28 protein-coding genes and 1 riboswitch are annotated in these 23895 nt (G+C 72.3%); of the genes, 3 read left to right on the forward strand and 25 right to left on the reverse strand.

Annotation, left to right across the window (positions count from 1 at the left end):
- Positions 1-137: 137 nt before the first annotated feature.
- From rpoZ to pyrR, 11 genes are all read right to left on the reverse strand, one after another.
- On the reverse strand, positions 138-404 hold the full coding sequence (gene rpoZ / locus ABT015_RS07985) for a DNA-directed RNA polymerase subunit omega (protein WP_030240625.1): 267 nt from the start codon (positions 402-404) through the stop codon (positions 138-140).
- Between the two features lie 37 nt (positions 405-441).
- On the reverse strand, positions 442-999 hold the full coding sequence (gmk, locus tag ABT015_RS07990; RefSeq protein ID WP_350877834.1) for a guanylate kinase: 558 nt from the start codon (positions 997-999) through the stop codon (positions 442-444).
- A gap of 48 nt (positions 1000-1047) precedes the next feature.
- Positions 1048-1374, reverse strand: coding sequence for an integration host factor, actinobacterial type (mihF, locus tag ABT015_RS07995; protein ID WP_063346755.1), 327 nt, complete (start codon positions 1372-1374; stop codon positions 1048-1050).
- Positions 1375-1739: 365 nt separating this feature from the next.
- Positions 1740-2573, reverse strand: coding sequence for an orotidine-5'-phosphate decarboxylase (pyrF, locus tag ABT015_RS08000; protein ID WP_350877835.1), 834 nt, complete (start codon positions 2571-2573; stop codon positions 1740-1742).
- A 101-nt stretch (positions 2574-2674) separates the two neighbouring features.
- The gene (locus ABT015_RS08005) at positions 2675-3790 is read right to left on the reverse strand and encodes a quinone-dependent dihydroorotate dehydrogenase (RefSeq protein ID WP_350877836.1); all 1116 of its coding nucleotides are present in this window, start codon (positions 3788-3790) and stop codon (positions 2675-2677) included.
- Between the two features lie 106 nt (positions 3791-3896).
- Positions 3897-7205 carry a carbamoyl-phosphate synthase large subunit gene (gene carB, locus ABT015_RS08010; protein ID WP_350877837.1) on the reverse strand — a complete coding sequence of 1103 codons (3309 nt, stop codon included), beginning with the start codon at positions 7203-7205 and terminating at the stop codon, positions 3897-3899.
- Positions 7198-8415 (reverse strand): glutamine-hydrolyzing carbamoyl-phosphate synthase small subunit, encoded by a 1218-nt coding sequence (gene carA, locus ABT015_RS08015; protein ID WP_350877838.1) that lies wholly within the window; start codon positions 8413-8415, stop codon positions 7198-7200. The genes carB and carA overlap by 8 nt, the downstream gene beginning before the upstream one ends.
- Positions 8412-8978, reverse strand: a complete 567-nt coding sequence (locus ABT015_RS08020) for a PH-like domain-containing protein (RefSeq protein ID WP_350877839.1) — start codon at positions 8976-8978, stop codon at positions 8412-8414. Before ABT015_RS08020 ends, carA begins: the two co-directional genes overlap by 4 nt.
- Positions 8975-10279, reverse strand: a complete 1305-nt coding sequence (locus tag ABT015_RS08025; RefSeq protein WP_350877840.1) for a dihydroorotase — start codon at positions 10277-10279, stop codon at positions 8975-8977. The genes ABT015_RS08020 and ABT015_RS08025 overlap by 4 nt, the downstream gene beginning before the upstream one ends.
- Positions 10276-11250, reverse strand: coding sequence for an aspartate carbamoyltransferase catalytic subunit (locus tag ABT015_RS08030; RefSeq protein ID WP_350877841.1), 975 nt, complete (start codon positions 11248-11250; stop codon positions 10276-10278). The genes ABT015_RS08025 and ABT015_RS08030 overlap by 4 nt, the downstream gene beginning before the upstream one ends.
- A 5-nt stretch (positions 11251-11255) precedes the next feature.
- Entirely contained in the window at positions 11256-11879 is a 624-nt protein-coding gene (gene pyrR, locus ABT015_RS08035; RefSeq protein WP_350877842.1) for a bifunctional pyr operon transcriptional regulator/uracil phosphoribosyltransferase PyrR, read from the reverse strand.
- A 330-nt stretch (positions 11880-12209) separates the two neighbouring features.
- On the opposite strand from pyrR, the gene bldD reads away from it, so the two are divergent.
- Complete coding sequence (bldD, locus tag ABT015_RS08040) at positions 12210-12713, forward strand: transcriptional regulator BldD (protein ID WP_031072501.1); 504 nt, start codon at positions 12210-12212, stop codon at positions 12711-12713.
- 124 nt (positions 12714-12837) lie between these two features.
- Here bldD and ABT015_RS08045 read toward each other — a convergent pair whose 3' ends face one another.
- The 10 genes from ABT015_RS08045 to rpmB form a co-directional block, all read right to left on the reverse strand.
- Positions 12838-13779: a DUF8829 domain-containing protein gene (locus ABT015_RS08045; RefSeq protein ID WP_350877843.1), complete on the reverse strand. Its 942-nt coding sequence runs from the start codon at positions 13777-13779 to the stop codon at positions 12838-12840.
- A gap of 220 nt (positions 13780-13999) precedes the next feature.
- Positions 14000-14827 carry a thioesterase family protein gene (locus ABT015_RS08050; RefSeq protein WP_350877844.1) on the reverse strand — a complete coding sequence of 276 codons (828 nt, stop codon included), beginning with the start codon at positions 14825-14827 and terminating at the stop codon, positions 14000-14002.
- A gap of 159 nt (positions 14828-14986) precedes the next feature.
- Complete coding sequence (gene nusB, locus ABT015_RS08055; RefSeq protein ID WP_063346766.1) at positions 14987-15424, reverse strand: transcription antitermination factor NusB; 438 nt, start codon at positions 15422-15424, stop codon at positions 14987-14989.
- A 4-nt stretch (positions 15425-15428) separates the two neighbouring features.
- Entirely contained in the window at positions 15429-15992 is a 564-nt protein-coding gene (efp, locus tag ABT015_RS08060) for an elongation factor P (RefSeq protein WP_350877845.1), read from the reverse strand.
- A 79-nt stretch (positions 15993-16071) separates the two neighbouring features.
- On the reverse strand, positions 16072-17178 hold the full coding sequence (locus ABT015_RS08065; protein WP_350877846.1) for a M24 family metallopeptidase: 1107 nt from the start codon (positions 17176-17178) through the stop codon (positions 16072-16074).
- 90 nt (positions 17179-17268) lie between these two features.
- Positions 17269-17442: a 50S ribosomal protein L32 gene (rpmF, locus tag ABT015_RS08070; RefSeq protein ID WP_063346769.1), complete on the reverse strand. Its 174-nt coding sequence runs from the start codon at positions 17440-17442 to the stop codon at positions 17269-17271.
- Between the two features lie 38 nt (positions 17443-17480).
- Entirely contained in the window at positions 17481-17717 is a 237-nt protein-coding gene (gene rpsR / locus ABT015_RS08075) for a 30S ribosomal protein S18 (RefSeq protein ID WP_350877847.1), read from the reverse strand.
- 12 nt (positions 17718-17729) lie between these two features.
- The gene (locus ABT015_RS08080) at positions 17730-18896 is read right to left on the reverse strand and encodes a CobW family GTP-binding protein (protein WP_502897276.1); all 1167 of its coding nucleotides are present in this window, start codon (positions 18894-18896) and stop codon (positions 17730-17732) included.
- A 5-nt stretch (positions 18897-18901) separates the two neighbouring features.
- Positions 18902-19207, reverse strand: a complete 306-nt coding sequence (gene rpsN, locus ABT015_RS08085; RefSeq protein ID WP_350877849.1) for a 30S ribosomal protein S14 — start codon at positions 19205-19207, stop codon at positions 18902-18904.
- Entirely contained in the window at positions 19207-19443 is a 237-nt protein-coding gene (gene rpmB / locus ABT015_RS08090; RefSeq protein ID WP_350877850.1) for a 50S ribosomal protein L28, read from the reverse strand. Before rpmB ends, rpsN begins: the two co-directional genes overlap by 1 nt.
- 125 nt (positions 19444-19568) lie before the next feature.
- Here rpmB and rpmG point away from each other — a divergent pair, with 125 nt between their 5' ends.
- The gene (gene rpmG, locus ABT015_RS08095; protein ID WP_350877851.1) at positions 19569-19733 is read left to right on the forward strand and encodes a 50S ribosomal protein L33; all 165 of its coding nucleotides are present in this window, start codon (positions 19569-19571) and stop codon (positions 19731-19733) included.
- A 112-nt stretch (positions 19734-19845) separates the two neighbouring features.
- Here rpmG and nicT read toward each other — a convergent pair whose 3' ends face one another.
- Positions 19846-20961, reverse strand: a complete 1116-nt coding sequence (nicT, locus tag ABT015_RS08100) for a Nickel transporter NicT (protein ID WP_350877852.1) — start codon at positions 20959-20961, stop codon at positions 19846-19848.
- A gap of 30 nt (positions 20962-20991) precedes the next feature.
- Positions 20992-21205: riboswitch (cobalamin riboswitch) on the reverse strand.
- A gap of 81 nt (positions 21206-21286) precedes the next feature.
- On the opposite strand from nicT, the gene ABT015_RS08105 reads away from it, so the two are divergent.
- Positions 21287-21670: an ArsR/SmtB family transcription factor gene (locus ABT015_RS08105; protein WP_350877853.1), complete on the forward strand. Its 384-nt coding sequence runs from the start codon at positions 21287-21289 to the stop codon at positions 21668-21670.
- Positions 21671-21689: 19 nt separating this feature from the next.
- On the opposite strand, the gene ABT015_RS08110 is transcribed toward ABT015_RS08105, so the two are convergent.
- The 3 genes from ABT015_RS08110 to aroQ form a co-directional block, all read right to left on the reverse strand.
- A complete protein-coding gene (locus ABT015_RS08110) occupies positions 21690-22499 on the reverse strand; it encodes an Fpg/Nei family DNA glycosylase (RefSeq protein WP_350877854.1) in 810 nt (269 codons plus the stop codon).
- Positions 22500-22580: 81 nt separating this feature from the next.
- Entirely contained in the window at positions 22581-23384 is an 804-nt protein-coding gene (locus ABT015_RS08115; protein WP_350877855.1) for an AAA family ATPase, read from the reverse strand.
- Between the two features lie 79 nt (positions 23385-23463).
- Positions 23464-23892 (reverse strand): type II 3-dehydroquinate dehydratase, encoded by a 429-nt coding sequence (aroQ, locus tag ABT015_RS08120; RefSeq protein WP_350878041.1) that lies wholly within the window; start codon positions 23890-23892, stop codon positions 23464-23466.
- Positions 23893-23895: the final 3 nt, after the last annotated feature.

A 23895-nucleotide genomic window follows, 5' to 3' on the forward strand; every position in this document is an offset into this window, starting at 1 on the left:
CACTCCTGGGACGTGCACACCCTACGGCCCCTCAGCCGCCGCGCGCACCGTGGTCGGCCCCACAGCCCCAGGGAACGCCGAAGGGCCCGGCGGAAACGATTCCGCCGGGCCCTTCCACAAGCTTTCGGAGCACCGTCTCAGGCGGCTTCGATCGCCTCGGCGGTCAGCATGCCCGCGTTGATCTCGCGCAGCGCGATCGACAGCGGCTTCTCGTGCACGTGGGTGTCGACCAGCGGGCCGACGTACTCGAGCAGGCCCTCACCGAGCTGGGAGTAGTACGCGTTGATCTGGCGCGCGCGCTTGGCGGCGTAGATCACGAGGCTGTACTTGGAGTCGGTGGCCTCAAGCAGCTCGTCGATCGGCGGGTTGATGATGCCCTCGGGCGCGGTCATGGAAGAGGACACGCGAAAACCTTCCGAAAGGGTGGAAAAGACAGACAGGTCAGGCTACACCGAGCAAGGCTAGCAGTTCGGCCGCTACCTGCTCGACGGAGGTGTTGACAAGGGTCGTGTCGAACTCCGGCTCGGCCGCGAGCTCGACCTTGGCCGCCTCCAGCCGCTTCGCGATCACGTCCTGCGACTCCGTGCCCCGACCGGTCAGCCGACGGACCAGCTCGTCCCAGCTCGGCGGGGCCAGGAAGACCAGCTGCGCCTCGGGCATCGACTCGCGCACCTGGCGGGCGCCCTGGAGGTCGATCTCCAGCAGGACGGGCTCGCCGCGCTCCAGCTTCTCCAGCACCGCCGAGCGCGGGGTGCCGTAGCGGTTGCCGGCGAAGACGGCCCACTCCAGCAGCTCGCCGTTGGCGATCAGCTTGTCGAACTCGTCGTTGTCGACGAAGTGGTACTGGACCCCGTTCTGCTCGCCCGGCCTCGGGTGCCGGGTCGTCGCCGACACCGAGAGCCAGACCTCGGGGTGCTGCTTCCTCATATGAGCGACGACCGTGCTCTTGCCGACCCCCGAAGGGCCGGAGAGCACGGTCAGCCGCGGACGCTCACTCATGCACCGATTATCCCGGATCGCGGACGGTCCCGGGACCACGGGGCACGGTCAGGCGGCACCGCCGCCGAACTCCCGCTCCAGGGAGGCGATCTGGTTCGTACCGAGGCCGCGGACGCGCCGGCTCTCGCTGATGCCGAGGCGTTCCATGATCTGCTTGGCACGGACCTTGCCGACGCCGGGAAGGGACTCCAGCAGTGCGGAGACCTTCATCTTGCCGATGACGTCGTTCTCGGCCTTTCCGGCCTTGATCACCTCGTGCAGGGAGGCGCCGGAGTGCTTGAGCCGGTTCTTGACCTCGGCGCGCTCCCGGCGAGCCTCGGCGGCCTTGGCGAGCGCGGCGGTGCGCTGTTCAGGGGTAAGGGGCGGAAGAGCCACGCCGTTCACCTCAGGGTGTGGAAGGAAGGGATTGAGCTATGACTGGTTTGGATCCCAGGACACCGTCCGCAAGGGGAACCAGAGGGCCCTTGACCTGCGGGAGCTACGGGTTTCGCGGCTCGCCGATGACCTATCGCCGGACACTACCCGGATTGCGGCGCCACGTCAGGAAAAGAACACGAAAAGTCCTGGTCAGCCAAGGCCGACCAGGACTTTCCAGGGCAAAATGACCGCGATTGCGAAACTTTGACACCGTCAATGTGACGGCGCTCACGTCAACTCCGGTGGGGTCCGGGGACCCTCGCCGGGCTGCGCACACTGCACAGGGTCATCGCCCCGCTACGTGCTCGCGCCCGCGATCGCCGCTACTTCACCGCGTCCGCGTACTCCCCGACGAACCGCTCGGCCGCCGAGCGCAGGGCCGCCACCGACGGACCGTGCTTGAGCACGTCCCGGCTGACGCTCGGCACCACGTTGATCACCGCGGCGCCGAACACCCGCGGCAGGTCGGCCATCGTCGCGCCCTGGGCGCCGATCCCGGGGGCCAGCAGCGGGCCGTTGATGGCCAGTTCCACGCCCGCGTCGGCGAGCGTCGCACCGACGACCGCGCCGAAGGAGCCCAGCGGGGCGGCGTCGCCGTTCTCCGCCGCCAGCTGCCGCAGCACCGAGGCCGCGACCGACTCGCCGTCCGCGCCCACCGCCCGCTGGACCTCGTGGCCCTCCGGGTTGGAGGTGAGCGCCAGCGCGAACACGCCACAGCCCTGCGCGCGGGCCAGGTCGAGGGCCGGGCGCAGCGAGCCGAAGCCCAGGTACGGGCTGACCGTGACGGCGTCCGAGAACAGCGGGCTGCCGGGCGAGAGGAAGGCCTCCGCGTAGGCGGCCATGGTGGAGCCGATGTCGCCGCGCTTGGCGTCCATCAGGACCAGCGCGCCGGCCGCCCTGGCCTCCTCGACGGACTTCTCCAGCACCGCGACGCCCTTGCTGCCGAAGCGCTCGAAGAAGGCGGCCTGCGGCTTGAGCACGGCCACCCGGTCGGCCAGCGCCTCGACTACGGTGCGGCTGAAGGTCTCCAGGCCGGCGAGGTCGTCGCCGAGCCCCCAGGCGGCGAGCAGGGAGGCGTGCGGGTCGATGCCGACGCAGAGCTGGCCGCGGGTGTCGAGGGCCTGGCGCAGCCGGGCGCCGAACGGGGCGAGGGTCATGTCGTCCTTCCGGAAGGTCGTGGGGAGGCCGCACGGAGGCCGTACGGAGGTCGTGCGCGGCTCGTACGGGGCGTCGTACGGGCCGGGGGCCGCACGGAGGTTCAGGAGGCGGCCCTGGTGCCGTCGACGGCGCTGCCGACGGCGGCGGCCAGGTCGCGGAAGCCCGCGGCCCTGATCCGGGCGGAGAGGCCCCGGTGGATCCGGCGGCACCAGAACGGGCCCTCGTAGATGAAGGCGCTGTAGCCCTGGACGAGGTCCGCGCCGTGGACGATCCGCTGCCAGACGTCCTCGGCGGTCTCGACGCCGCCGACCGAGACCAGCGTCAGCCGGCCCCCGGTCCGGGCGCGCAGGCGCTGGAGCACCTCCAGGGCGCGGGCCTTGAGCGGGGCGCCGGACAGGCCGCCCATGCCGATCTCCTCGACCCGGGCGGCGACGGCGCGCAGGCCTTCGCGGCCGATCGTGGTGTTGGTGGCGATGATGCCGTCCAGGCCCAGTTCCAGGGCGAGGTCGGCGACCGCGTCGACGTCCTCGTCGGCCAGGTCGGGGGCGATCTTGACCAGCAGCGGGACGTGGTGCGCGGTGGTGCGGTCGGCGGCCTCGCGGACGGCGGCGAGCAGCGGGCGCAGGTGGTCCACGGCCTGGAGGTTGCGCAGCCCGGGGGTGTTCGGCGAACTGACGTTGACGACCAGGTAGTCGGCGTACTTGGCCAGCCGCTCGGTGGACTTGACGTAGTCGGCGACGGCGTCGGCCTCCTCGACCACCTTGGTCTTGCCGATGTTGACGCCGATCACCGGAGTGGAGCTGGTGTGCGGGCGGGCGGCGAGGCGCGCGGCGACCCGGGCCGAGCCCTGGTTGTTGAAGCCCATCCGGTTGATCAGCGCGCGGTCCTCGACCAGGCGGAACAGCCGGGGCGTCGGGTTGCCCGGCTGGGGCTCGCCGGTGATGGTGCCGATCTCGACGTAGTCGAAGCCGAGCATCGCCAGGCCGTCGATGCCGACGCCGTTCTTGTCGAAGCCGGCCGCCAGGCCGAACGGGCCCGGCAGGTCGAGGCCGAGGGCGGTGGTGTGCAGCGCCCGGTCACGCGGGGCGAGCACCAGCCGCGCCAGCGTGCGCAGGCCGGGCACCGAGGAGACGAGCCGGATCCAGAAGAAGGCGAGGTGGTGCGCCTTCTCGGGGTCCATCTTCTTGAAGACGAGGTCGAACAGCAGCTTGTACAAAAACCCAACTCCCGGATCAGGGCCCGGATCTGAGCGTGAGCACCCGGATCAGGGCATGGAAGTGGGGGGCACCCGACCGACCTCGGTGCCCCCCACTGCGGTGGTGCTACTTGCGGCCGGCGTTGATCAGCGCGGCGTGCTCCTGGAGCGACATCACCCCGACCTCGTCGCGCAGCAGCGCGTCCATGCCCTGGACGGCCGCGCCCATCGCCTGGACCGTGGTCAGGCAGGGCACGCCGCGGGACACGGCGGCGGTGCGGATCTCGTAGCCGTCGAGGCGCCCGCCGGTGCCGTACGGCGTGTTGATGATGAGGTCGACCTCACCGTCGTGGATCAGCTGGACGATGGTCCGCTCGCCGCCCGGGCCCTCGCCCTCGCTGTGCTTGCGCACCAGCGTGGACGGGATGCCGCCGCGGTGCAGCACCTCGGCGGTGCCGGCGGTGGCGAGCACCTCGAAGCCGAGGCCGACCAGCGCGCGGGCCGGGAAGACCAGGTTGCGCTTGTCCCGGTTGGCGACCGAGACGAAGACCTTGCCCTTGGTCGGCAGCGCGCCGTAGGCGCCGGCCTGGGCCTTGGCGTAGGCCGTGCCGAAGACCTTGTCGATGCCCATGACCTCGCCGGTCGAGCGCATCTCCGGGCCGAGCACGGTGTCCACGCCGCGGCCGTGGATGTCGCGGAAGCGGCTCCACGGCATCACGGCCTCCTTGACCGCGATCGGCGCGTCGGCCGGCAGCGTGCCGCCGTCGCCCTCGGCCGGGAGCAGGCCCTCGGCGCGCAGCTCGGCGATGGTGGCGCCGAGCGAGATCCGGGCGGCGGCCTTGGCCAGCGGCACGGCGGTCGCCTTGGAGGTGAACGGCACGGTGCGGGAGGCGCGCGGGTTGGCCTCCAGCACGTACAGGATGTCCCCGGCCAGCGCGAACTGGATGTTGATCAGGCCGCGGACGCCGACGCCGCGCGCGATGGCCTCGGTGGAGGTGCGCAGGCGCTTGATGTCGTAGCCGCCGAGGGTGATCGGGGGCAGCGCGCAGGCGGAGTCGCCGGAGTGGATGCCGGCCTCCTCGATGTGCTCCATGACGCCGCCGAGGTAGAGCTCGGTGCCGTCGTACAGCGCGTCGACGTCGATCTCCACCGCGTCGTCGAGGAAGCGGTCGATGAGCACCGGGTGCTCGGAGATCAGGCCGGCGTGGCGCTCCAGGTAGGAGGCGAGCGAGGCCTCGTCGTAGACGATCTCCATGCCGCGGCCGCCGAGCACGTACGACGGGCGGGCGAGCACCGGGTAGCCGATCTCGTCGGCGATGGCCTTGGCCTCGGCGAAGGAGAAGGCGGTGCCGTGCTTGGGGGCGGGCAGGCCGGCGTCGCGCAGCACGCGGCCGAAGGCGCCGCGCTCCTCGGCGAGGTCGATCGCCTCGGGCTGGGTGCCGACGATCGGCACGCCGTTGTCCTTGAGCGCCTGGGCCAGGCCGAGCGGGGTCTGGCCGCCGAGCTGGACGATCACGCCGGCCAGCGGGCCGGCCTGCTGCTCGGCGTGGACGATCTCCAGCACGTCCTCCAGGGTGAGCGGCTCGAAGTAGAGCCGGTCGGAGGTGTCGTAGTCGGTGGAGACGGTCTCCGGGTTGCAGTTGACCATCACGGTCTCGTACCCGGCGTCGGCCAGCGCGAAGGAGGCGTGCACGCAGGAGTAGTCGAACTCGATGCCCTGGCCGATGCGGTTCGGGCCGGAGCCGAGGATGATCACGGCCGGCTTGGTGCGCGGGGCGACCTCGTTCTCCTCGTCGTAGGACGAGTAGAAGTACGGGGTCTTGGCGGCGAACTCGGCGGCGCAGGTGTCGACGGTCTTGAACACCGGGCGGATGCCGAGCGCGTGCCGGACCTCGCGGACGACGTCCGGCTTCAGGCCGCGGATCTCGCCGATCTGCTGGTCGGAGAAGCCGTGCCGCTTGGCGTGGCGCAGCAGCTCGGGGGTGAGCTTCGCGGCCTCGGTCAGCTCGGCGGCGATCTCGTCGAGCACGAAGAGCTGGTCGACGAACCACGGGTCGATCTTGGTGGCCTCGAACACCTCCTCCGGGGTGGCGCCGGCCCGGATGGCCTGCATCACGGTGTTGATCCGGCCGTCGGTCGGCACGACCGCCTTGGCCAGCAGCTCGGCCTTGTCGCCGACCGGGCCGGTCCAGGAGAACTGGGAGCCCTTCTTCTCCAGCGAGCGCAGCGCCTTCTGCAGCGCCTCGGGGAAGTTGCGGCCCATGGCCATGGCCTCGCCGACCGACTTCATGGTGGTGGTCAGCGTGGCGTCGGCGCTCGGGAACTTCTCGAACGCGAACCGGGGGACCTTCACCACGACGTAGTCGAGGGCCGGCTCGAAGGAGGCCGGGGTCTGCTCGGTGATGTCGTTGGGGATCTCGTCGAGCGTGTAGCCCACGGCCAGCTTGGCGGCGATCTTGGCGATCGGGAAGCCGGTCGCCTTCGAGGCCAGCGCCGAGGAGCGCGACACCCGCGGGTTCATCTCGATGACGATGACCCGGCCGCTGTCGGGGTTGACGGCGAACTGGATGTTGCAGCCGCCGGTGTCGACGCCGACCTCGCGGATCACGGCGATGCCGATGTCGCGCAGGATCTGGTACTCACGGTCGGTGAGGGTCATCGCCGGGGCGACGGTGATCGAGTCACCGGTGTGCACGCCCATCGGGTCGAAGTTCTCGATGGAGCAGACGACCACGACGTTGTCGTTCTTGTCGCGCATCAGCTCCAGCTCGTACTCCTTCCAGCCGAGGATGGACTCCTCCAGGAGCACCTCGGTGGTCGGCGAGAGGGCCAGGCCCTGGCCGGCGATGCGGCGCAGGTCCTCCTCGTCGTGGGCGAAGCCGGAGCCGGCGCCGCCCATGGTGAAGGAGGGGCGCACGACGACCGGGTAGCCGCCGAGCGTGTCGACGCCGGCCAGCACGTCGTCCATCGAGTGGCAGATGACCGAGCGGGCGGACTCGCCGTGGCCGATCTTGGCGTTGACCGCCTCGACGACGCCCTTGAACAGCTGGCGGTCCTCGCCCTTGTTGATCGCCACCACGTCGGCGCCGATCAGCTCGACGCCGTACTTGTCCAGCGTGCCGGCCGAGTGCAGGGAGATCGCGGTGTTGAGCGCGGTCTGCCCGCCGAGGGTCGGCAGCAGCGCGTCGGGGCGCTCCTTGGCGATGATCCGCTCGACGAACTCCGGGGTGATCGGCTCGACGTAGGTGGCGTCGGCGATCTCCGGGTCGGTCATGATCGTGGCCGGGTTGGAGTTGACCAGCACGACCCGCAGGCCCTCGGCCTTGAGGACGCGGCAGGCCTGCGTGCCCGAGTAGTCGAACTCGGCGGCCTGGCCGATCACGATCGGGCCGGACCCGATCACCAGGACGGACTTGATGTCAGTGCGCTTAGGCACGCTGGCCCTCCATGAGCTTCACGCTGTGCTTGTCGTCGCCTCGCATGAGCTCGACGAACCGGTCGAAGAGGTAGGCCGCGTCGTGCGGGCCGGCCGCCGCTTCGGGGTGGTACTGCACGCTGAAGGCGGGGACGTCGAGCGCCTGGAGGCCCTCGACCACGTCGTCGTTGAGGCAGACGTGGGAGACCTCGACCCGCCCGAAGGGGGTGTCGCTCACCCGGTCCAGCGGTGCGTCCACGGCGAAGCCGTGGTTGTGCGCGGTCACCTCGACCTTGCCGGTGGTGCGGTCCTGCACCGGCTGGTTGATGCCGCGGTGGCCGTACTTGAGCTTGTAGGTGCCGAAGCCCAGTGCGCGGCCGAGGATCTGGTTGCCGAAGCAGATCCCGAAGAACGGGGTCCCGCGCTCCAGCACGCCCTGCGCGACGGCGACCTGGTGGTCGGCGGTGGCCGGGTCGCCCGGGCCGTTGGAGAAGAACACGCCGTCCGGCTGGACCGCGTAGAGGTCCTCCAGGGTGGAGCCGGCCGGCAGCACGTGCACCTCGATGCCGCGCTCGGCCATCCGCTGCGGGGTCATCCCCTTGATGCCGAGGTCCAGCGCGGCGACGGTGAACTCCGCAGTGCCGATGGGCAGGGCCTCGCCGCCGGGACCGATCGCGGGCACGACGTACGCCTCGGTGGTGGCCACCTCGGCGCACAGGTCGGCGCCCTTCATCTCGGGCGACTGCTGCACCCGGGCGAGCAGTTCGGCCTGGTCGGTCAGCGCCTCGCCGGAGAAGATGCCGCAGCGCATCGCGCCGCGCTCGCGCAGGTGGCGGGTGAGCGCCCGGGTGTCGATGCCGCTGATGCCGACGACGCCCTGGCGGACGAGCTCCTCGTCCAGCGAGCGGGTGGAGCGCCAGTTGGACGCCACCCGGGCGGGGTCGCGCACGACGTACCCGGCGACCCAGATCCGCCCGGACTCGTCGTCCTCGTCGTTCCAGCCGGTGTTGCCGATCTGCGGGGCGGTCATCACGACCACCTGGCGGTGGTACGACGGGTCGGTGAGGGTCTCCTGGTAGCCGGACATGCCGGTGTTGAAGACGGCCTCGCCGAAGGTCTCGCCGGTCGCGCCGTAGGCCTCGCCGCGGAAGGTCCGGCCGTCCTCCAGGACGAGCACGGCGGGGGTGCGCTCCCGCCGTCGGCGCTGCGTGGTGGGGGCAGGTGCGGTCATTGAGCGGCCTCTTCCGTCTTCGTCTTCGTACGTGTTGCGAGTTGGGCGATCGCCTCGACCCAGGCGGCGTGCTCGTCCGGGTGGTCGGCCCGGAAGCCCGAGTCCAGCTCGGTGCCCTCGTGCGTCCAGGTGACGACGAGCAGCCCGGCCGGGACGACCTTGCCGGCGATCCCGGAGTCCGTGCGGGCACCGGTCAGGTGCTCGGCCGGGATCCAGAGGTCGACGTCACCGGGGCGCCGCACCAGCAGGCCGTCCTCGCCGAGGGTGAGGTCGGCGCGGCTGCGGGTGCCCAGGCCGTGCGTGACGACCCGGTCGAGCCAGTTCCCGGCGGTGGTGGAGCCGTGGTACCGCCCGCTGGTCTCCAGGATGGTCCGCCCGGCACCGGCCGGCACGGCGGGCAGCGGCGGGATGCCGGACTGGAGGGTGCGCCGCCAGTTCCAGCCCTGCCGCATCAGCCAATAGACGAGCCCGATGACGATCAGCAGGCCGACGGCCCAGCCGATGTACCCGGGCCAGTTGGTGACCTTGGCCTGCTCCTGGGCGAGCGCGGCCGGGCCGGTCACGCCGCCCCGCCCTGCTCGGCCAGCTCGCCGGCCAGCACGGTGGCGCGCCCGCGCAGGAAGGTGGCGTGCACCCGTCCGGGCAGGTCAAGGCCCTTGTAGGGGGTGTTGCGGCTACGGGTGGCGAAGCTGTCCGGGTTCACGGCACCACGGTACGCGGGATCGAACAGCACCAGGTTGGCCGGCTCACCGACCGAGACGGGACGGCCCTGTCCGGCGAGACGGCCGATCCGGGCCGGGCGGTGCGACATGCGGTCGGCGACGCCCTCCCAGTTCAGCAGGCCGGTGTCCACCATGGTCTGCTGCACGACCGACAGCGCGGTCTCCAGGCCGACCATGCCCATCGCGGCGACGGCCCACTCGCAGTCCTTGTCCTCGTCCGGGTGCGGCGCGTGGTCGGTGGCGACGGCGTCGATGGTGCCGTCCGCGAGCGCCTTGCGCAGCGCCTGGACGTCCTCGGCGGTGCGCAGCGGCGGGTTGACCTTGTAGACCGGGTCGTAGGAGCGGACCAGCTCGTCGGTGAGCAGCAGGTGGTGCGGGGTGACCTCGGCGGTGACGTCCCAGCCCTTGGCCTTGGCCCAGCGGATGATCTCGACCGAGCCGGCGGTGGAGACGTGGCAGACGTGCAGCCGGGAGCCGACGTGCGCGGCGAGCAGCACGTCCCGCGCGATGATCGACTCCTCGGCGACGGCCGGCCAGCCGCCGAGCCCGAGCTCGCCGGAGACCTGGCCCTCGTTCATCTGGGCGCCCTCGGTGAGCCGCGGCTCCTGGGCGTGCTGGGCGACGACGCCGTCGAAGGCCTTGACGTACTCCAGGGCGCGGCGCATCAGCACCGCGTCGTCCACGCACTTGCCGTCGTCGGAGAAGACCCGCACGTTCGCGGCGGACTCGTGCATCGCGCCCAGTTCGGCGAGCTTGTTGCCCTCCAGGCCGACGGTGACGGCGCCGACCGGCTGCACGTCGCAGTAGCCGGCCTCCTGGCCGAGCCGCCAGACCTGCTCGACCACGCCGGCGGTGTCGGCCACCGGGGTGGTGTTGGCCATCGCGTGCACGGCGGTGAAGCCGCCCATCGCGGCGGCCCGGGTGCCGGTGAGCACGGTCTCGGCGTCCTCGCGGCCGGGCTCGCGCAGGTGGGTGTGCAGGTCGACGAGACCGGGCAGCGCGATCAGGCCGCCGGCGTCGATCTCGACGTCCGCCTCGACCGCCAGGTCGGTGCCGATCGCCTTGATCACACCGTCGGCGAGGTGGAGGTCCTGCGGGGCACCGCCGAGGATCTGGGCGTTGCGGATCAGGTAGGTGGTCACTGAGCGGTCTCCACGGAGTCGGTGCGGGCGTCGTTGAGGGTGGCTCCCCCGAGCAGCAGGTACAGGACGGCCATCCGGACCGACACGCCGTTGGCGACCTGCTCGACCACGGTGCAGCGCGGGGAGTCGGCGACCTCGGCGGTGATCTCCATGCCGCGCACCATCGGGCCGGGGTGCATCACGATGGCGTGCTCGGGCAGCTGGGACATCCGGGTGCCGTTCAGGCCGTAGCGGCGGCTGTACTCGCGCTCGGTCGGGAAGAACGCGGCGTTCATCCGCTCGCGCTGCACCCGCAGCATCATCACCGCGTCCGTCTTGGGGAGCACGCGGTCCAGGTCGTAGCTGACCTCGCAGGGCCAGTTCTCGATGCCGATCGGCAGCAGCGTCGGCGGGGCGACGAAGGTGACCTGGGCACCGAGGGTGGTCAGCAGGTGCACGTTGGAACGGGCGACCCGGCTGTGCAGGATGTCGCCGACCATGGTCACCCGGCGCCCGGCGAGGTCGTTGCCCAGCCCGGCGTTGAGGTGGCGGCGCATGGTGAAGGCGTCGAGCAGCGCCTGGGTGGGGTGCTCGTGGGTGCCGTCACCGGCGTTGATCACGCTGCCGTGCAGCCAGTCGGACTGGGCGAGGCGGGCCGGCGCGCCCGAGGCGTGGTGCCGGACGACGACCGCGTCGGCGCCCATCGCCTGGAGGGTGAGCGCGGTGTCCTTGAGGCTCTCGCCCTTGGAGACCGAGGAGCCCTTGGCGGAGAAGTTGATGACGTCGGCGGAGAGCCGCTTCTCGGCGACCTCGAAGGAGGTCTTGGTACGGGTCGAGTCCTCGAAGAAGAGGTTGACGACGGTCCGGCCGCGCAGCGTGGGCAGCTTCTTGACGGCCCGTCCGGAGAGCTGGGCGAGCTCCTCGGCGGTGTCCAGGATCAGCAGCGCGTCGTCGCGGGTGAGATCGGCGGCGGAGACGAGGTGGCGCTTCACGCGGGTTACTCCGGGAGGTGCGGTTCGGACGGCTGGGAGGCCAGGGCCTGCGAGGAGCGTTCGTTGTAGTCGCGGTCGCCGACCAGCACGGCGTCCACGCCGTCGCTGTCGGACAGGCGCACCTGCACGGCCTCGCGCAGCGAGGTGGGGAGGTTCTTGCCCACGTAGTCGGCGCGGATCGGCAGCTCGCGGTGGCCGCGGTCGACCAGGACGGCGAGCTGGACGGCGCGCGGGCGGCCGATGTCGTTCAGCGCGTCGAGCGCGGCCCGGATGGTGCGGCCGGAGAAGAGCACGTCGTCGACGAGGATGACGAGCTTGCCGTCGATGCCGCCGGACGGGATCTCGGTGTGCTCCAGGGCGCGGGCGGGCTTGAGCCGCAGGTCGTCCCGGTACATGGTGATGTCCAGGGCACCCAGCGGGATCTCGCGCCCGGTGATCTGGGCCAGCCGGCCGTGCAGGCGGCGGGCGAGGTGGACGCCCCTGGTGTGGATGCCGAGCAGCACGACGTCCTCGGCGCCCTTGGCGCGCTCGACGATCTCGTGCGCTATCCGGGTGACGACCCGGGCGATGTCCGTGCCGTCCAGCACCTGGTGCGGCGGTCGCGGCGTCGAATCCTGGTGTGTGGTCATGCCGAAGCGGACCTCCTTCCCCGCCTCACTGGACGGGCCTTAAAGGATGTCTGGGACTGCCCCCGCCGACCGGGCGCGGGCTTCGAGCCATCCTAGCAGCGGGCCGGGGGGCAATCGGACACGCACCATTCCGCTTCGCCGGGTTCACGCCCCGGACGCGCCGCGGATGCGGGCCATTCGCACGACTGCCCCATTCGGCTTGACGCAGCTACCTTACTCTACGTAACCTCACAGTGAGTTACGAGACGGACGTCGGACCCACCGGTAACGGCGTCGGCAATCGTCCGTGGCCCACCACTGAACGCGAAGCAATCTCGTCCGGGGAGACCAATGTCCAGCGACTACGCGAAGCAACTCGGAGGCAAGCTCCGAGCGATCCGCACTCAGCAGGGTCTCTCCCTGCACGGTGTCGAGGAGAAGTCCCAGGGGCGCTGGAAGGCAGTCGTCGTCGGCTCGTACGAGCGCGGCGACCGTGCGGTCACCGTGCAGCGGCTGGCCGAGCTGGCGGAGTTCTACGGCGTCCCGGTGCAGGAGCTGCTGCCCGGCGGCACCCCCGGCGGCGCGGCCGAGCCGCCGCCGCGCCTGGTGCTCGACCTGGAGAGACTGACCCAGGTCCCGTCCGAGAAGGCCGGCCCGCTGCAGCGCTACGCGGCGACGATCCAGAGCCAGCGCGGTGACTACAACGGCAAGGTGCTGTCGATCCGCCAGGACGACCTGCGCACCCTGGCGGTCATCTACGACCAGTCGCCGTCGATCCTCACCGAGCAGCTGATCTCCTGGGGCGTGCTGAACCCCGACGCGCGCCGCGCGGTGCGCGAGGAGGAGGCGAGCTGACGCTCGCCGCACCGGCTCCCGTCGGCTCGGTCCACGGTCCGGGCCACGCTCCGGGCCTTGCAGAAACGTCACGGCGCGGCACCCCGCATCCCGGGGGCCGCGCCGTCGCGCGTCCACGGCCGGCTCAGCAGACCGTCCCCAGGCTGTAGCCGGGCTGCGCCGCCACGCCGTCCAGCCGCACCGGCCCGGCCGCCGGCGCCCAGTCCTGCCCGCCGCTCGACCAGGCCCAGGAGGCCGGCAGGAAGTGCTCGTCAGCGGCCGCGCCACGGGCGCCGCCCGCCGCCACCGAGCCCTGCGAGCCGTGCAGCACCGCCACCCCCGGCAGCTCCAGCGCCAATCCGGCGCACAGCACCGCGCAGACCAGCTCCAGGTCCTCGTCGTTGATCCGGACGACGCCGTCCTCCCACTGCAGCACCCGGGCCGCCGCGGTCAGCCGCCCGCCCGGGGCGTCCACCCGAAGCCGCAGCTCGTACACCCCGGCGCCCGCGCCGACCAGCATCCGGCGGAACACCTCGGCGCCGCGCTGGCGGGCGGCGCGCACCCAGCGGGCGTGGTCCTCGTCGACCTCGCCCGCGGCGCCGGACAGGCCGCCGTCCAGCAGCAGGTCGGCGTGGCAGAGCGTCAGCCCGTTCTCCCGGGCCCGGACCAGGCGCGGCACGAAGTCCCCGGCCAGTTCCTCGCCCTGATAGGCCAGCAGCTGGGTCTGCAACGGCGGATTGACCAGGTAGCGGTCGCGGGCGAGCGGCTCGGCCGGGTCCAGCCCGTGCAGCACGCAGAACTCCGCGAAGTCCTGCGGGTGGAACATCCGGGCCCGCACGGTGTCGAAGCGCTCCAGGGCGTCGGCCAGCAGCTCGGCGGTCTCGGCCAGGTACTGCTCGTGGTCGGCGGCGTTCGACAGCCCCCAGACGCGGGCCCGGGCGAAGTCGGCCGCGCTGGTCAGGATCCCGATGACGAACGCCTGCTCGGCCCCCTCGACCCGCCGCCGCTGGTGCGGCGCCCGCACCGTGGGTCGCGGGCCGCCGGCGGTGCAGTCGGAGTTGCGGCGGGCACGGCCGTTGCGGCTCATGCGCCCACCTCGCTGCGCTCGGCACGGGCATGCGCCCCTGCGCGCCTCTCGGTGGTTCGCTCGCTGCGCTCGCTCACGGGATGGCTCCTGGCATCGACGGGTACCGTCGGCGGGTGACGGTCAGCGGCCGGCTCGCCGCTGACCGTCTATCTCCCCATCCGCGCGCGCCGCACACGTACGGCGTGTCACAGGAATGTAACCGACGGTAAGACGATGTGATTCACGCCGTCCGCGGCACCCGGGCCAGCTGGCGGGACTGCGCGACCAGGCGGCCGGACGAGTCCCAGACCTCGGCGTCCTCCTCGAAGTACCCGCCGGCCACGTTGCGCGTGGCGTGGGTGACCCGCAGCCAGCCCGGGACCGGCCTGGCCCGCAGGTGGACGGTCAGTTCGACGGTCGGGGCCCAGCCGGGCATGCCCAGGTCGAAGGTCACCGGCGGCAGCGCGTCGGCGACCAGCAGGAGCAGCAGCGGGTCGGGATCGCGACCGTCGGCGAGCCGGAACCAGCCCTGGATCCGCCCGTTGCCGGACGGCTGCCCGAGCGCCCAGCCGATGGTGGCCGGATCCAGCCGCAGGTCGAAGCGCTCCAGCAGCTCGGCCTGGGCGATCAACTCCCGGGGCGCGTGCTCGACGCCGATGCACTGGTCCGGCGGCGGCAGCTGCGGCGGCTGGGCGCTGGTGCGCACCTCGCCCTCGGCGGTGGAGAGGTCGCCGTGGCTGGCGACCACCCGCAGCCGCTCCACGCCGTCCTGGCTGAGCGAGGCGGTGCCGGTGGAGAGCCCGCGGCCGGTGCGCAGCACCTCGGTGCGGACGGTGGCCGGGCCTGGCGTGGAGGCGGACAGGTAGTAACCACTGATCGACACCGGGTCGGGGTGGTCGCCGTGCTCCAGCGACAGCGCGTGTCCGGCGACGGCGAGCAGCAGCCCGCCGTTGACCCCGCCGCCGATCTGCCAGCCGGCACCGAGTTCGGCCTCGTAGCGGCCGGGCTCGTCAGGGTGCCGGGTCAGGGCGATGCCCTGGTCGAACTCGCTGCGGGTCGCGGTGGTCATGGGGGTGGCCTGCCCTTCACTGCGGGTTTCCGAACGCCAAGTTACTGGCGAGTAGGGCACCACCTTACGCCGCCCGGGTGAAACGCGCGACGGCCGCCGGACCCGGATTCCGGGTCCGGCGGCCGTTCTGCGGGTCTCACCGCCACCGGTGGTCGGGACCTACCGGCGGATGCTCGGCTTCAGCTCCAGGAAGCGGGCGAGCAGGCCGTTGACGAACGCCGGGGAGTCGTCCGTGGAGAACTCCTTGGCGATCTCCACGGCCTCGTCCAGGACGACCGCGTCCGGGACGCCGTCCTCCCAGATCAGCTCGTAGGCGCCGAGCCGCAGGACGTTGCGGTCCACGATCGGCATCCGGTCGAGGGTCCAGCCCACCGCGTACTGCGAGATCAGGTCGTCGATCCGGCGAGCGTGCTGGACGTACCCCTCGATCAACTCCATGGTGTACTCGCCGACCTGCGGGGTGCCCTCGTCGGGCTTCGGCTCGCGGGCGCGAGCCACCCAGTCCGCGAGGACCCGCTGCGGGTCGACCCCGCGGTGGTCGGCCTCGAAGAGGATCTGGAAGGCCCGGGTACGGGCCTTGCTACGTGCGGCCGACACGGACTTACTTCACCCGGCCGAGGTAGCTGCCGTCGCGGGTGTCGACCTTGATCTTCTCGCCGGTGACGATGAAGAGCGGCACGGCGATCTCGGCGCCGGTCTCCAGCGTGGCCGGCTTGGAGCCGCCGGTGGAGCGGTCGCCCTGGACGCCCGGCTCGGTGTGGGAGATCAGCAGCTCGACGGAGGCCGGGAGCTCGATGTACAGGGGGGAGCCCTCGTACATGGCGACCAGGGCCTCGAAGCCCTCCAGCAGGTACTTGGAGGCGTCGCCGACGACGGCCGGCTCGACCACGATCTGGTCGTAGGTGTCCGTGTCCATGAACACGAAGTTCTCGCCGTCCTTGTACGAGAACTGCATGCCGCGCTTGTCGACGTTGGCGGTCTCGACCTTGGTGCCGGCGTTGAAGGTCTTGTCGACGACCTTGCCGGTCAGGACCTCCTTGAGCTTCGTGCGCACGAAGGCCGGGCCCTTGCCGGGCTTGACGTGCTGGAACTCGACGACGGACCAGAGCTTGCCGCCCTCCAGCTTGAGGACCATGCCGTTCTTGAGATCGTTCGTGGAAGCCACGGGCGCACTTACTCCTGGATATAGCTGTCAAGGAACCAAGGCTTGCGTCCTGCCGCCGACGGCCGACGGGCGGCCGCGGTCACAGGGCGAGGAGCTCCTTGGTGGTGATGGTGAGCAACTCGGGCCCGCCCTCCTCTGGGGGGCGCACCACGAGCGTGTCCTCGATCCGGACACCGCCCTTGCCCGGGAGGTGGACCCCTGGGCCGACGGTGACCGGCACGCGGCTGTCCAGTTTACCCATGTCCGACGGACCGAGGCGCGGCGCCTCCCGGATCTCCAGCCCGATGCCGTGGCCCACCGGGTGCGGGGAGGTCTCGGTGTGGCCGGCCGCCTCCAGGATCTGCCGCGCGGCCCGGTCGGGCACGTACTGCTCCACGCCCGGTCCGAGCGCCTCCCGGCCGGCCCGCTGGGCCCGGAACACCAGCCGGTGCAGTTCCACCTGCCAGGGCGCGGGGGCCGCGCCGATCACGAAGGTCCGGGCGGTGGAGACGCCGTAGCCCCGGTACTGGGCGCCCATCACCACGGTGAGGAAGTCGCCCTCCTCCACCCGGCGGTCGGTCGGCTGGTGGGCGGGCTGGCCGGAGTGGCTGCCGGTGCCGACGGACACCGGGTAGGCCGCCCGGTCCGCGCCGTGGTCGATCATCCGGCGTTCCAGCTCCATCGCCAGGTGCCGTTCGGTGCGGCCGACCAGGATCGACTCCAGCAGCTCGCCGAGCGCCTGGTCGGCGATCTCGGCGGCGATCCGCAGGTCGGCGATCTCGTGCTCGTCCTTGACCACCCGCAGCCGCTCGACCACCTGCCCCAGGTCGGCCAGCCGGGCCCCCTCCGCCAGGCTCGCCACCGCGCGGTGGCGGCTGACGGTCAGGTCGTGCTCCTCCACCGCCAGGTCCGCCACGCCCAGTCGCGCGGCGGCGGCGGTCGCCGCCAGGGCGGTGTCCGCCGCGGCAGCCACCGGTACCTGGGTGACGTCCGGCGCGATCAGGTGCTCCCCGGTGTCGTCCGCCGGCAGATCGTCGGGCACCGCCAGCAGCACCCGCTCCCGGGTCAGCAGCAGCGTCGCCCCGCAGGGGGCGCAGCCCGTCAGATACCGCACGTTCGCCGCCCGGGTGATCAGCGCCGCATCGGCCCCGGCCGCACTGCAGTGCTCCCTCACCCGCTCCCGCCGACCCGCGTACGCATCAGACATGCGTCGAGCCTACGAACCCCCACTCCGATCCGCCCGCCGAGCACCCCCGACAGGGCGCGCCCCCGCCACCGCACGCCCCCTCCGTGGTCGCTACGCCCCCTCCGGGTCGATCAGGCCGCGGCGGTAGGCGGGGACCAGGTTCTGGGGGACGAGCAGTTCGCGGCCGTTGAGGGTGATCGGGACGAGCTTCGGGGCCTTGCCCTTCCACTGGGCCCGGCGGTGCCGGGTGTTGCTGCGGGACGTCTTGCGCTTGGGGACGGCCATCGGGGGCTCCTTGTCGGGTGGTGACGGTGGTGTGGTGGCTATCGGGTGGTGCCGGCGGCGTACGGGAGGAGGGCCGTCTCACGGGCGTTCTTGACGGCCCTGGCCACGGCGCGCTGCTGCTGGACGGTGAGCCGGGTGACGCGGCGGCTCCGGATCTTGCCGCGGTCGGAGACGAAGCGCCGCAGCAGGTCGGTGTCCTTGTAGTCGATGTACTCGATGCCGGCCGCGAACAGCGGGTTCGGCCGGGCCTTGGGCGGGTTCGGTCGCTTACGCACAGTGACAACTCCTCAGTGAACGGGGTCGAGCAGGTCCCGGAAGGCGTCCGGCAGGGCCTTCCAGCCGGGTTCGCCGGCGGCGAGTTCGGCGTCGGTGAGCAGACAGGAGTCGAGCAGCCCGGTGACGCCGTCGACGTCCAGGCCCTCCGCGGTGAAGCTGAGCTGCTGCACCCGGTCGCCGTGCAGCGGGTGCCAGTCGAGGGCGGCGGCGGCCCGGCGGGCGGGCGGGTAGAGCTCCCAGGCGGCGTCGGGCAGGGAGGTGAGCCAGGGCCCGCACTCCTCGACGGCGAGGTTGGCCCCGGCGGCGTCCCAGGCGAGCATCAGGTCGGGCCGGTTGGCCAGCCAGAAGCGGCCGCGGCTGCGCTGGGCGGCGGGGACGAGCAGCTCCAGCGCCCGGTGCAGCCGCTCGGGGTGCAGCGGGCGGCGGCGCTCCCAGACCAGCGTGGTGACGCCGGCCTCGTCGCTCTCCTGCGGGAGCAGCGCGATCGCCGGGTTGACCCGGTCCCGGGCGGCGGCGACGTCGAAGCCGCCGAGGGCGGCCCGGGTGAGCGCGCCGGTGCCGAGCCGGACGACCCGGGCGGTGGGGTGGAGCTGGCGGAGCAGCGCGAGCCCGGGCGTGTGCGCCGTCGCGCGCGGGACGGCGAGGGTGGTGGCGTACTCGACCTGGTGGGCGAGCGCCTCCGCGCGGGTCCGCTGGTCCTGGCGGGCGGTGTGCTCGCCGTGCTCCACCAGGTCGTCGGAGACGGAGAGCTCGCCGACCAGCCGGTCCGGGTCGACGGCCGTGACCACGCCCGCGAGTTCGACGGCGTCCTCCAGGTGGCGGCCGTCCGCCTCTCCCCCGGCGATCACCTCGACGGCCGGGTGCGGGTCGCTGCCGCCCCACAGTTCGACGATCGCGAGCCCGTACCGGCCCTCGTCGGCGATCCGCAGCAGTCGCGGCAGCAGGTCCTCGCGCAGGGCGCAGCAGGGGCAGTCGTTCACCAGCGGGACGTCGGCGGCGTCGAACCCGCCTCCCGCGTCGCGCAGTTCACGGCGGACGACGCCCTGCGAGGCCTCCCGCAGGTCGTGGTGGAGGACCACCGCGCCCACCCCGGCCACCGCCAACTCCCGGACGGCGGCGCGGCGTTCGTCGGCGTGCAGTCCGGCCACGACCACCACGGGCAGTTTGATCCCGTCCACGCCGCTCACCAGCTGGCCTTGCGGACGCCGGGCAGGTGGCCGGCGTGGGCGTGGACGCGGAGGTTGACCCGGGAGAGGCCGAAGGCGCGCAGGTAGCCGCGGGGGCGGCCGTCGACGGCGTCGCGGTTGCGGATCCGGGTGGCGCTGGCGTCGCGGGGCTGGCGGGCGAGTTCGGCCTGGGCGGCGGCGCGTTCGGCGGGGGCCGTGCCGGGACTGGCGATGATCCGCTTGAGCTCGGCGCGGCGCTCGGCGTACCGGGCCACGACGGCACGGCGCTGCTCGTTCTTGGCGATCTTGCTCTGCTTGGCCATCAGACCTTCCCCCCTCGGGCGCGGATGCGGGCGACGGCGGCCTCGATGCCGATCGTGTCGATGGTGCGGATGCCCTTGGCGCTGAGGGTGAGCCGGACGTACCGGCCCTCGCCGGGCAGCCAGTAGCGCTTGTGCTGGATGTTGGGGTCGAAGCGGCGGCGGGTGCGGCGGTGCGAGTGCGAGATCGCGTTGCCGAATCCGGGCCGACGGCCGGTGAGTTGGCAGTGGGCGGACATGGGTGCTCCCTGGCGTCCGGGAATGGGCAGGACGGAGCTCACGTTACACCAGATGAAAATGACTTCCATTTCGGTGTACGGTTTCGCCCCGACCCCGAACACCCCGCCAACCCGGGAGGACACCCATGGCCCGCAGCGAACTGCGCCCCGTCATCAAGCTCCGCTCCACCGTCGGCACCGGCTACACGTACGTGACCCGCAAGAACCGCCGCAACGACCCGGACCGGATGGTCCTGCGCAAGTACGACCCGGTCGCGCGCCGGCACGTCGACTTCCGCGAAGAGCGCTGAACCCCGCCCGCCCGACGACCGGCACCGACCCGCGGCGACGGAACGGCGCCTCCCCCGGGATCCCGGGGGAGGCGCCGTCGCCGCCCGCTGCCGTCGCCGGTCGCAGTCGTCGCTACTCGGCGGCCGCCCAGCGCTTCTCCACCCGGGCCAGCTTCCAGTAGGCGATCGCCGCGGCCCAGACCACCACGAACAGCCCGGCGATCGCGTAGCCGACGTTGTCCAGCGAGATGCCCGCGATCCAGCCGGTGACCGGGTCGGTCAGATCGAGCTTCTCGTGCAGCACGCCGACCAGTTCGATGGTGCCGATGACGAAGGCCACCGCGATCGACAGCCCGGTGATCGTCAGGTTGTAGTAGACCTTCCGGACCGGGTTGGCGAAGGCCCACTGGTACGCGAAGTTCATGAAAGTCCCGTCCAGGGTGTCGAACAGGCTCATCCCGGCCGCGAACAGCAGCGGCAGGCAGACGATCGCGTACCAGGGCAGCCCGGCCGCCGCGCCCGACCCGGCCATCACCATCAGGGTGACCTCGGTCGCGGTGTCGAAGCCCAGCCCCAGCACCATGCCCACCGGGAACATCTGCCCGGGCCGGGTGATCGACCGGGTCGCCCGGTTCAGCACCCGGGCCATGAAGCCGCGCGAGTTGAGGTGCTCCTCCAACTGCGCCTCGTCGTACGACCCGGCCCGCATCGCCCGGAACACCTTGAGTATGCCGAGCAGCGCGGCCAGGTTGAGCGCGCCGATCAGGTAGAGGAACGCGCCGGAGGCCGTCGTGCCGACCATCCCGAGCCATTTGTGGGTGGTCGAGTCGTCGTCCATCAGCGTGCTGGCCAGCTGCGCGCCGCCCGCCACCAGGGCGGCCATCAGCACCACCATCGAGGAGTGCCCGAGGGCGAACCAGAAGCCGACCGAGACCGGCCGCTTGCCGTCCGCCATCAGCTTGCGGGTGGTGTTGTCGATCACCGCGATGTGGTCGGCGTCGAAGGCGTGCCGCATGCCGAGGGTGTACGCGGTGATCCCCAGGCCCACCCCGAAGACCTGGGTGCCGACCGCGTAGTTGTGGGGCGCGACCAGGAGGACGAGCGTCCCGAAGGCCACCACGTGCATGGCCAGGATCACCCCCATCAGCCCGGCCGTGCGAACGGTGTCCTCGCGCTTCCAGCGGAACGTGGGCAGCGCGGACGGTGTCGCCGGCGCCTCGGCAGTCGCGGCGGTTTCGGGCAGGGTCATTCGGGTCACGCTCCAGCACCTCGTGGAAACACTTCGTGAGATGCCGTGGCCGGTCTCCTGGCTTACGGGGGTCCCGTACCCGCCTTCCCAGGTGCGCGAGGCTCCCAGTGGCGTCGTGGGTACGGACGTCTCTCCATCGTCGACGATCACGATGGCCCGATCACAGTGGCGAGGGCCGCTCCGGACTGGGATCCCTGAGGATCCGTCACCGGTCTTCCCGAGCACCACGGCGGGGAACACCGTAGGGGCCAGGACCCACCCTTGCAAGGCTGCGCACCTGCGCAGGTGTCCAGGATCACAGGCCCCCTGCTGCAACAATGTGCGCATGCATCTCGTACCGGCCGACCGCGCGGGCCACCGCACCATCGACGGACACCGGGTCTGCGAGGCCATCGCCGCGATCGGCGACCCCGCGCACGTCCGCACCTGGGCCGAGCGGTTCTCCCTGCTCGCCGACCCCGGGCGGCTCGCCCTCCTGCTCGCCCTCCACCGGGCCGGCCCGCTCGCCGTCTCCGACCTCGCCGTGGCCACCGGCATGCGCGACCCCGCCGTGTCCCAGGCCCTGCGGCTGCTCCGCACCGCGGGCGTGGTGACCGGGGACAAGGACGGGCGGGTCGTGCGCTACCAGCTCGTGGACGAGTCCCTGCGCCCCCTCCTCGACGCGTGCGCCGCCGCCGAACACCACGAGCCCGGCGCGGCCTTCGGCTGACCGGCCGGGCAGGGCCTGGTCAGGCCGCCTGGCAGGCGGGGCACCAGAAGAGGTTGCGTGCGGCGTGCTGTTCCGTCCGGACGTCGGTGCCGCAGACCAGGCAGGGCATCGCGGCCCGCCGGTAGACGTACACCTCGCCGCCGTGGTCGTCGACGCGCGGCGGTCGGCCCATCGCCTCGGGGGTGTGCTCGGGCCGGACGGTGTCGATCCGGCCCGCACCGACGCCCTCGTGCATCAGGGCGACCAGGTCGGCCCAGATCGCGTCCCACTCGCCCCGGGTGAGGTCGCGGCCGGCGCGGTGCGGGTTGATCCCGTGGCGGAACAGCACCTCGGCCCGGTAGACGTTGCCCACCCCGGCCAGCACCTTCTGGTCCATCAGCAGCGCGGCGACGGTCGTCCGGCTGGCCGATATCCGGCGCCAGGCGGCCTGCGGGTCGGCGTCGGCCCGCAGCGGGTCGGGGCCCAGCCGGGCGGCGACGGCGGCCTTCTCCGCGCCGGTGACCAGCGCGCAGGTGTTGGGGCCGCGCAGGTCGGCGTAGCCGTCGTCGTTGGCCAGCCGCAGCCGGACCAGGCCGACCGGCTCGGGCGCGGGCCCGGTACCGAAGGCGAAGCCGCCGTAGAGGCCGAGGTGGACGTGCACCCAGCCGCCCTCCTCGAAGCCGAGGAACAGGTGCTTGCCGACGGCTTCGGCCGCGGTGAGCAGCTGCCCGTCGATGGCCTTGGCCTCGTCGGCGAACCGGCCCTGCGGGCTGGACACCTCGACCGGGCGGCCGCCGAAGGCCTTCCGGTTCTCGGCGGCGAGGCGGTGGATGATGTGGCCTTCCGGCACGGGCGTCAGCTCCCCCGGGGTGGTTCGATCAGGACCCGCCCATCATCGCAGTCGGCACCGACACCACCGGATCGTCGCGGGTCAGCGCACCGGCATGCCCATCAGCCGGGCCAGGATGACGCGGTCCAGCTCGGCGGCGGTGCCGGCCACGTCCAGGTACGAGTTGTCGATGATCGGCAGCCCGGAGTTGTACCAGCCGGCCATCCGGCCGTGGATCCGCGCCACCTCCTCGTCGCCGAGCCGCCGGGTGCCGCCGCGCCGGGCGTTGCGGTGCAGCACGGAGTCCAGGCTGGGCAGCAGCACGACCGGGATCATGCCGGGACCGATGTGCCGCTTCCAGCCGCCGAGGCCGATGGCCGGGCGGTCCGGGAAGACGGCGTCGTCGATGATGCAGGAGATGCCGTTGGCGAGGTAGTTGCGGCAGGCGAAGCCGCAGGTGCGGCGGGCCAGCCGGTACTGCGCCTCGGAGGCGTTGTTCCAGCCGGACTGCGGGTTGGCGAAGCCGGACTGCACCCACTCGCGGACGTCGTCCAGGCTGATGTGCGCGGTCGGGCTGGGCCGGCGCTCGGCCCAGTACCGGGCGACGGTGGTCTTGCCCGCCCCGGCCGGGCCGATCAGCAGGACGGCGATCGGGCTGGTGGGCGCGTGCCGCTGCGGCGGGTGGGCGGGGAGTTGCACGGGCGCGCCGGAGGGCAGCACGAAGTGCCCGGTGGCCCCGGCGGAGGCCGGCGCACCGGGCGCGGGTGCGACCGGAGCGGGCGCGGGAACAGGAGCCGGAGCGGGCGGCACCGGCGGCGGCGCGGCGGCCCCCGACGGCTGCGGCCCCGGCGGAGCGGCGGGACGCGGCGGGACGTGCCCACCCCCGGCGTACTGCGTCACGGTCACCTCCCGACACCTCTCAGCGGGGAGACTACACGGCGGCCCGGCGGCGGGCACAGTCCGCCGCCGGGCCGCTGACCAGGCGTCAGCGCGTGGTGAGTTGCTCGGCCAGGGCGCGCAGGGCCAGCTCGTACGAGCCGAGCCCGAATCCCGCGATCGTGCCGGAGGCCACCGCGGCGATCACCGAGGTGTGCCGGAAGGCCTCCCGGGCGTACGGGTTGGAGATGTGCACCTCGATCAGCGGTGCGGTGCGCTGCGAGGCGGCGTCCCGCATCGCGTACGAGTAGTGCGTGAACGCCCCCGGGTTGATCACCACGGGCACCTTGCCGTCGGCCGCCTCGTGCAGCCACTCCACCATCTGCTGCTCGGAGTTGGTCTCGTGCACCTCGACCTCGAAGCCGAACTCCTGGCCGAGCGCGGTGCAGCGCTCGACCAGCCCGGCGTAGGAGGTGGCGCCGTAGACGTCCGGCTCGCGGCTGCCGAGCCGCCCGAGGTTGGGGCCGTTGAGCACCATGAC

Origin of the sequence: Kitasatospora sp. NPDC094016, from assembly GCF_040304045.1 — a bacterium.
Taxonomy (GTDB): Bacteria; Actinomycetota; Actinomycetes; order Streptomycetales; family Streptomycetaceae; genus Kitasatospora.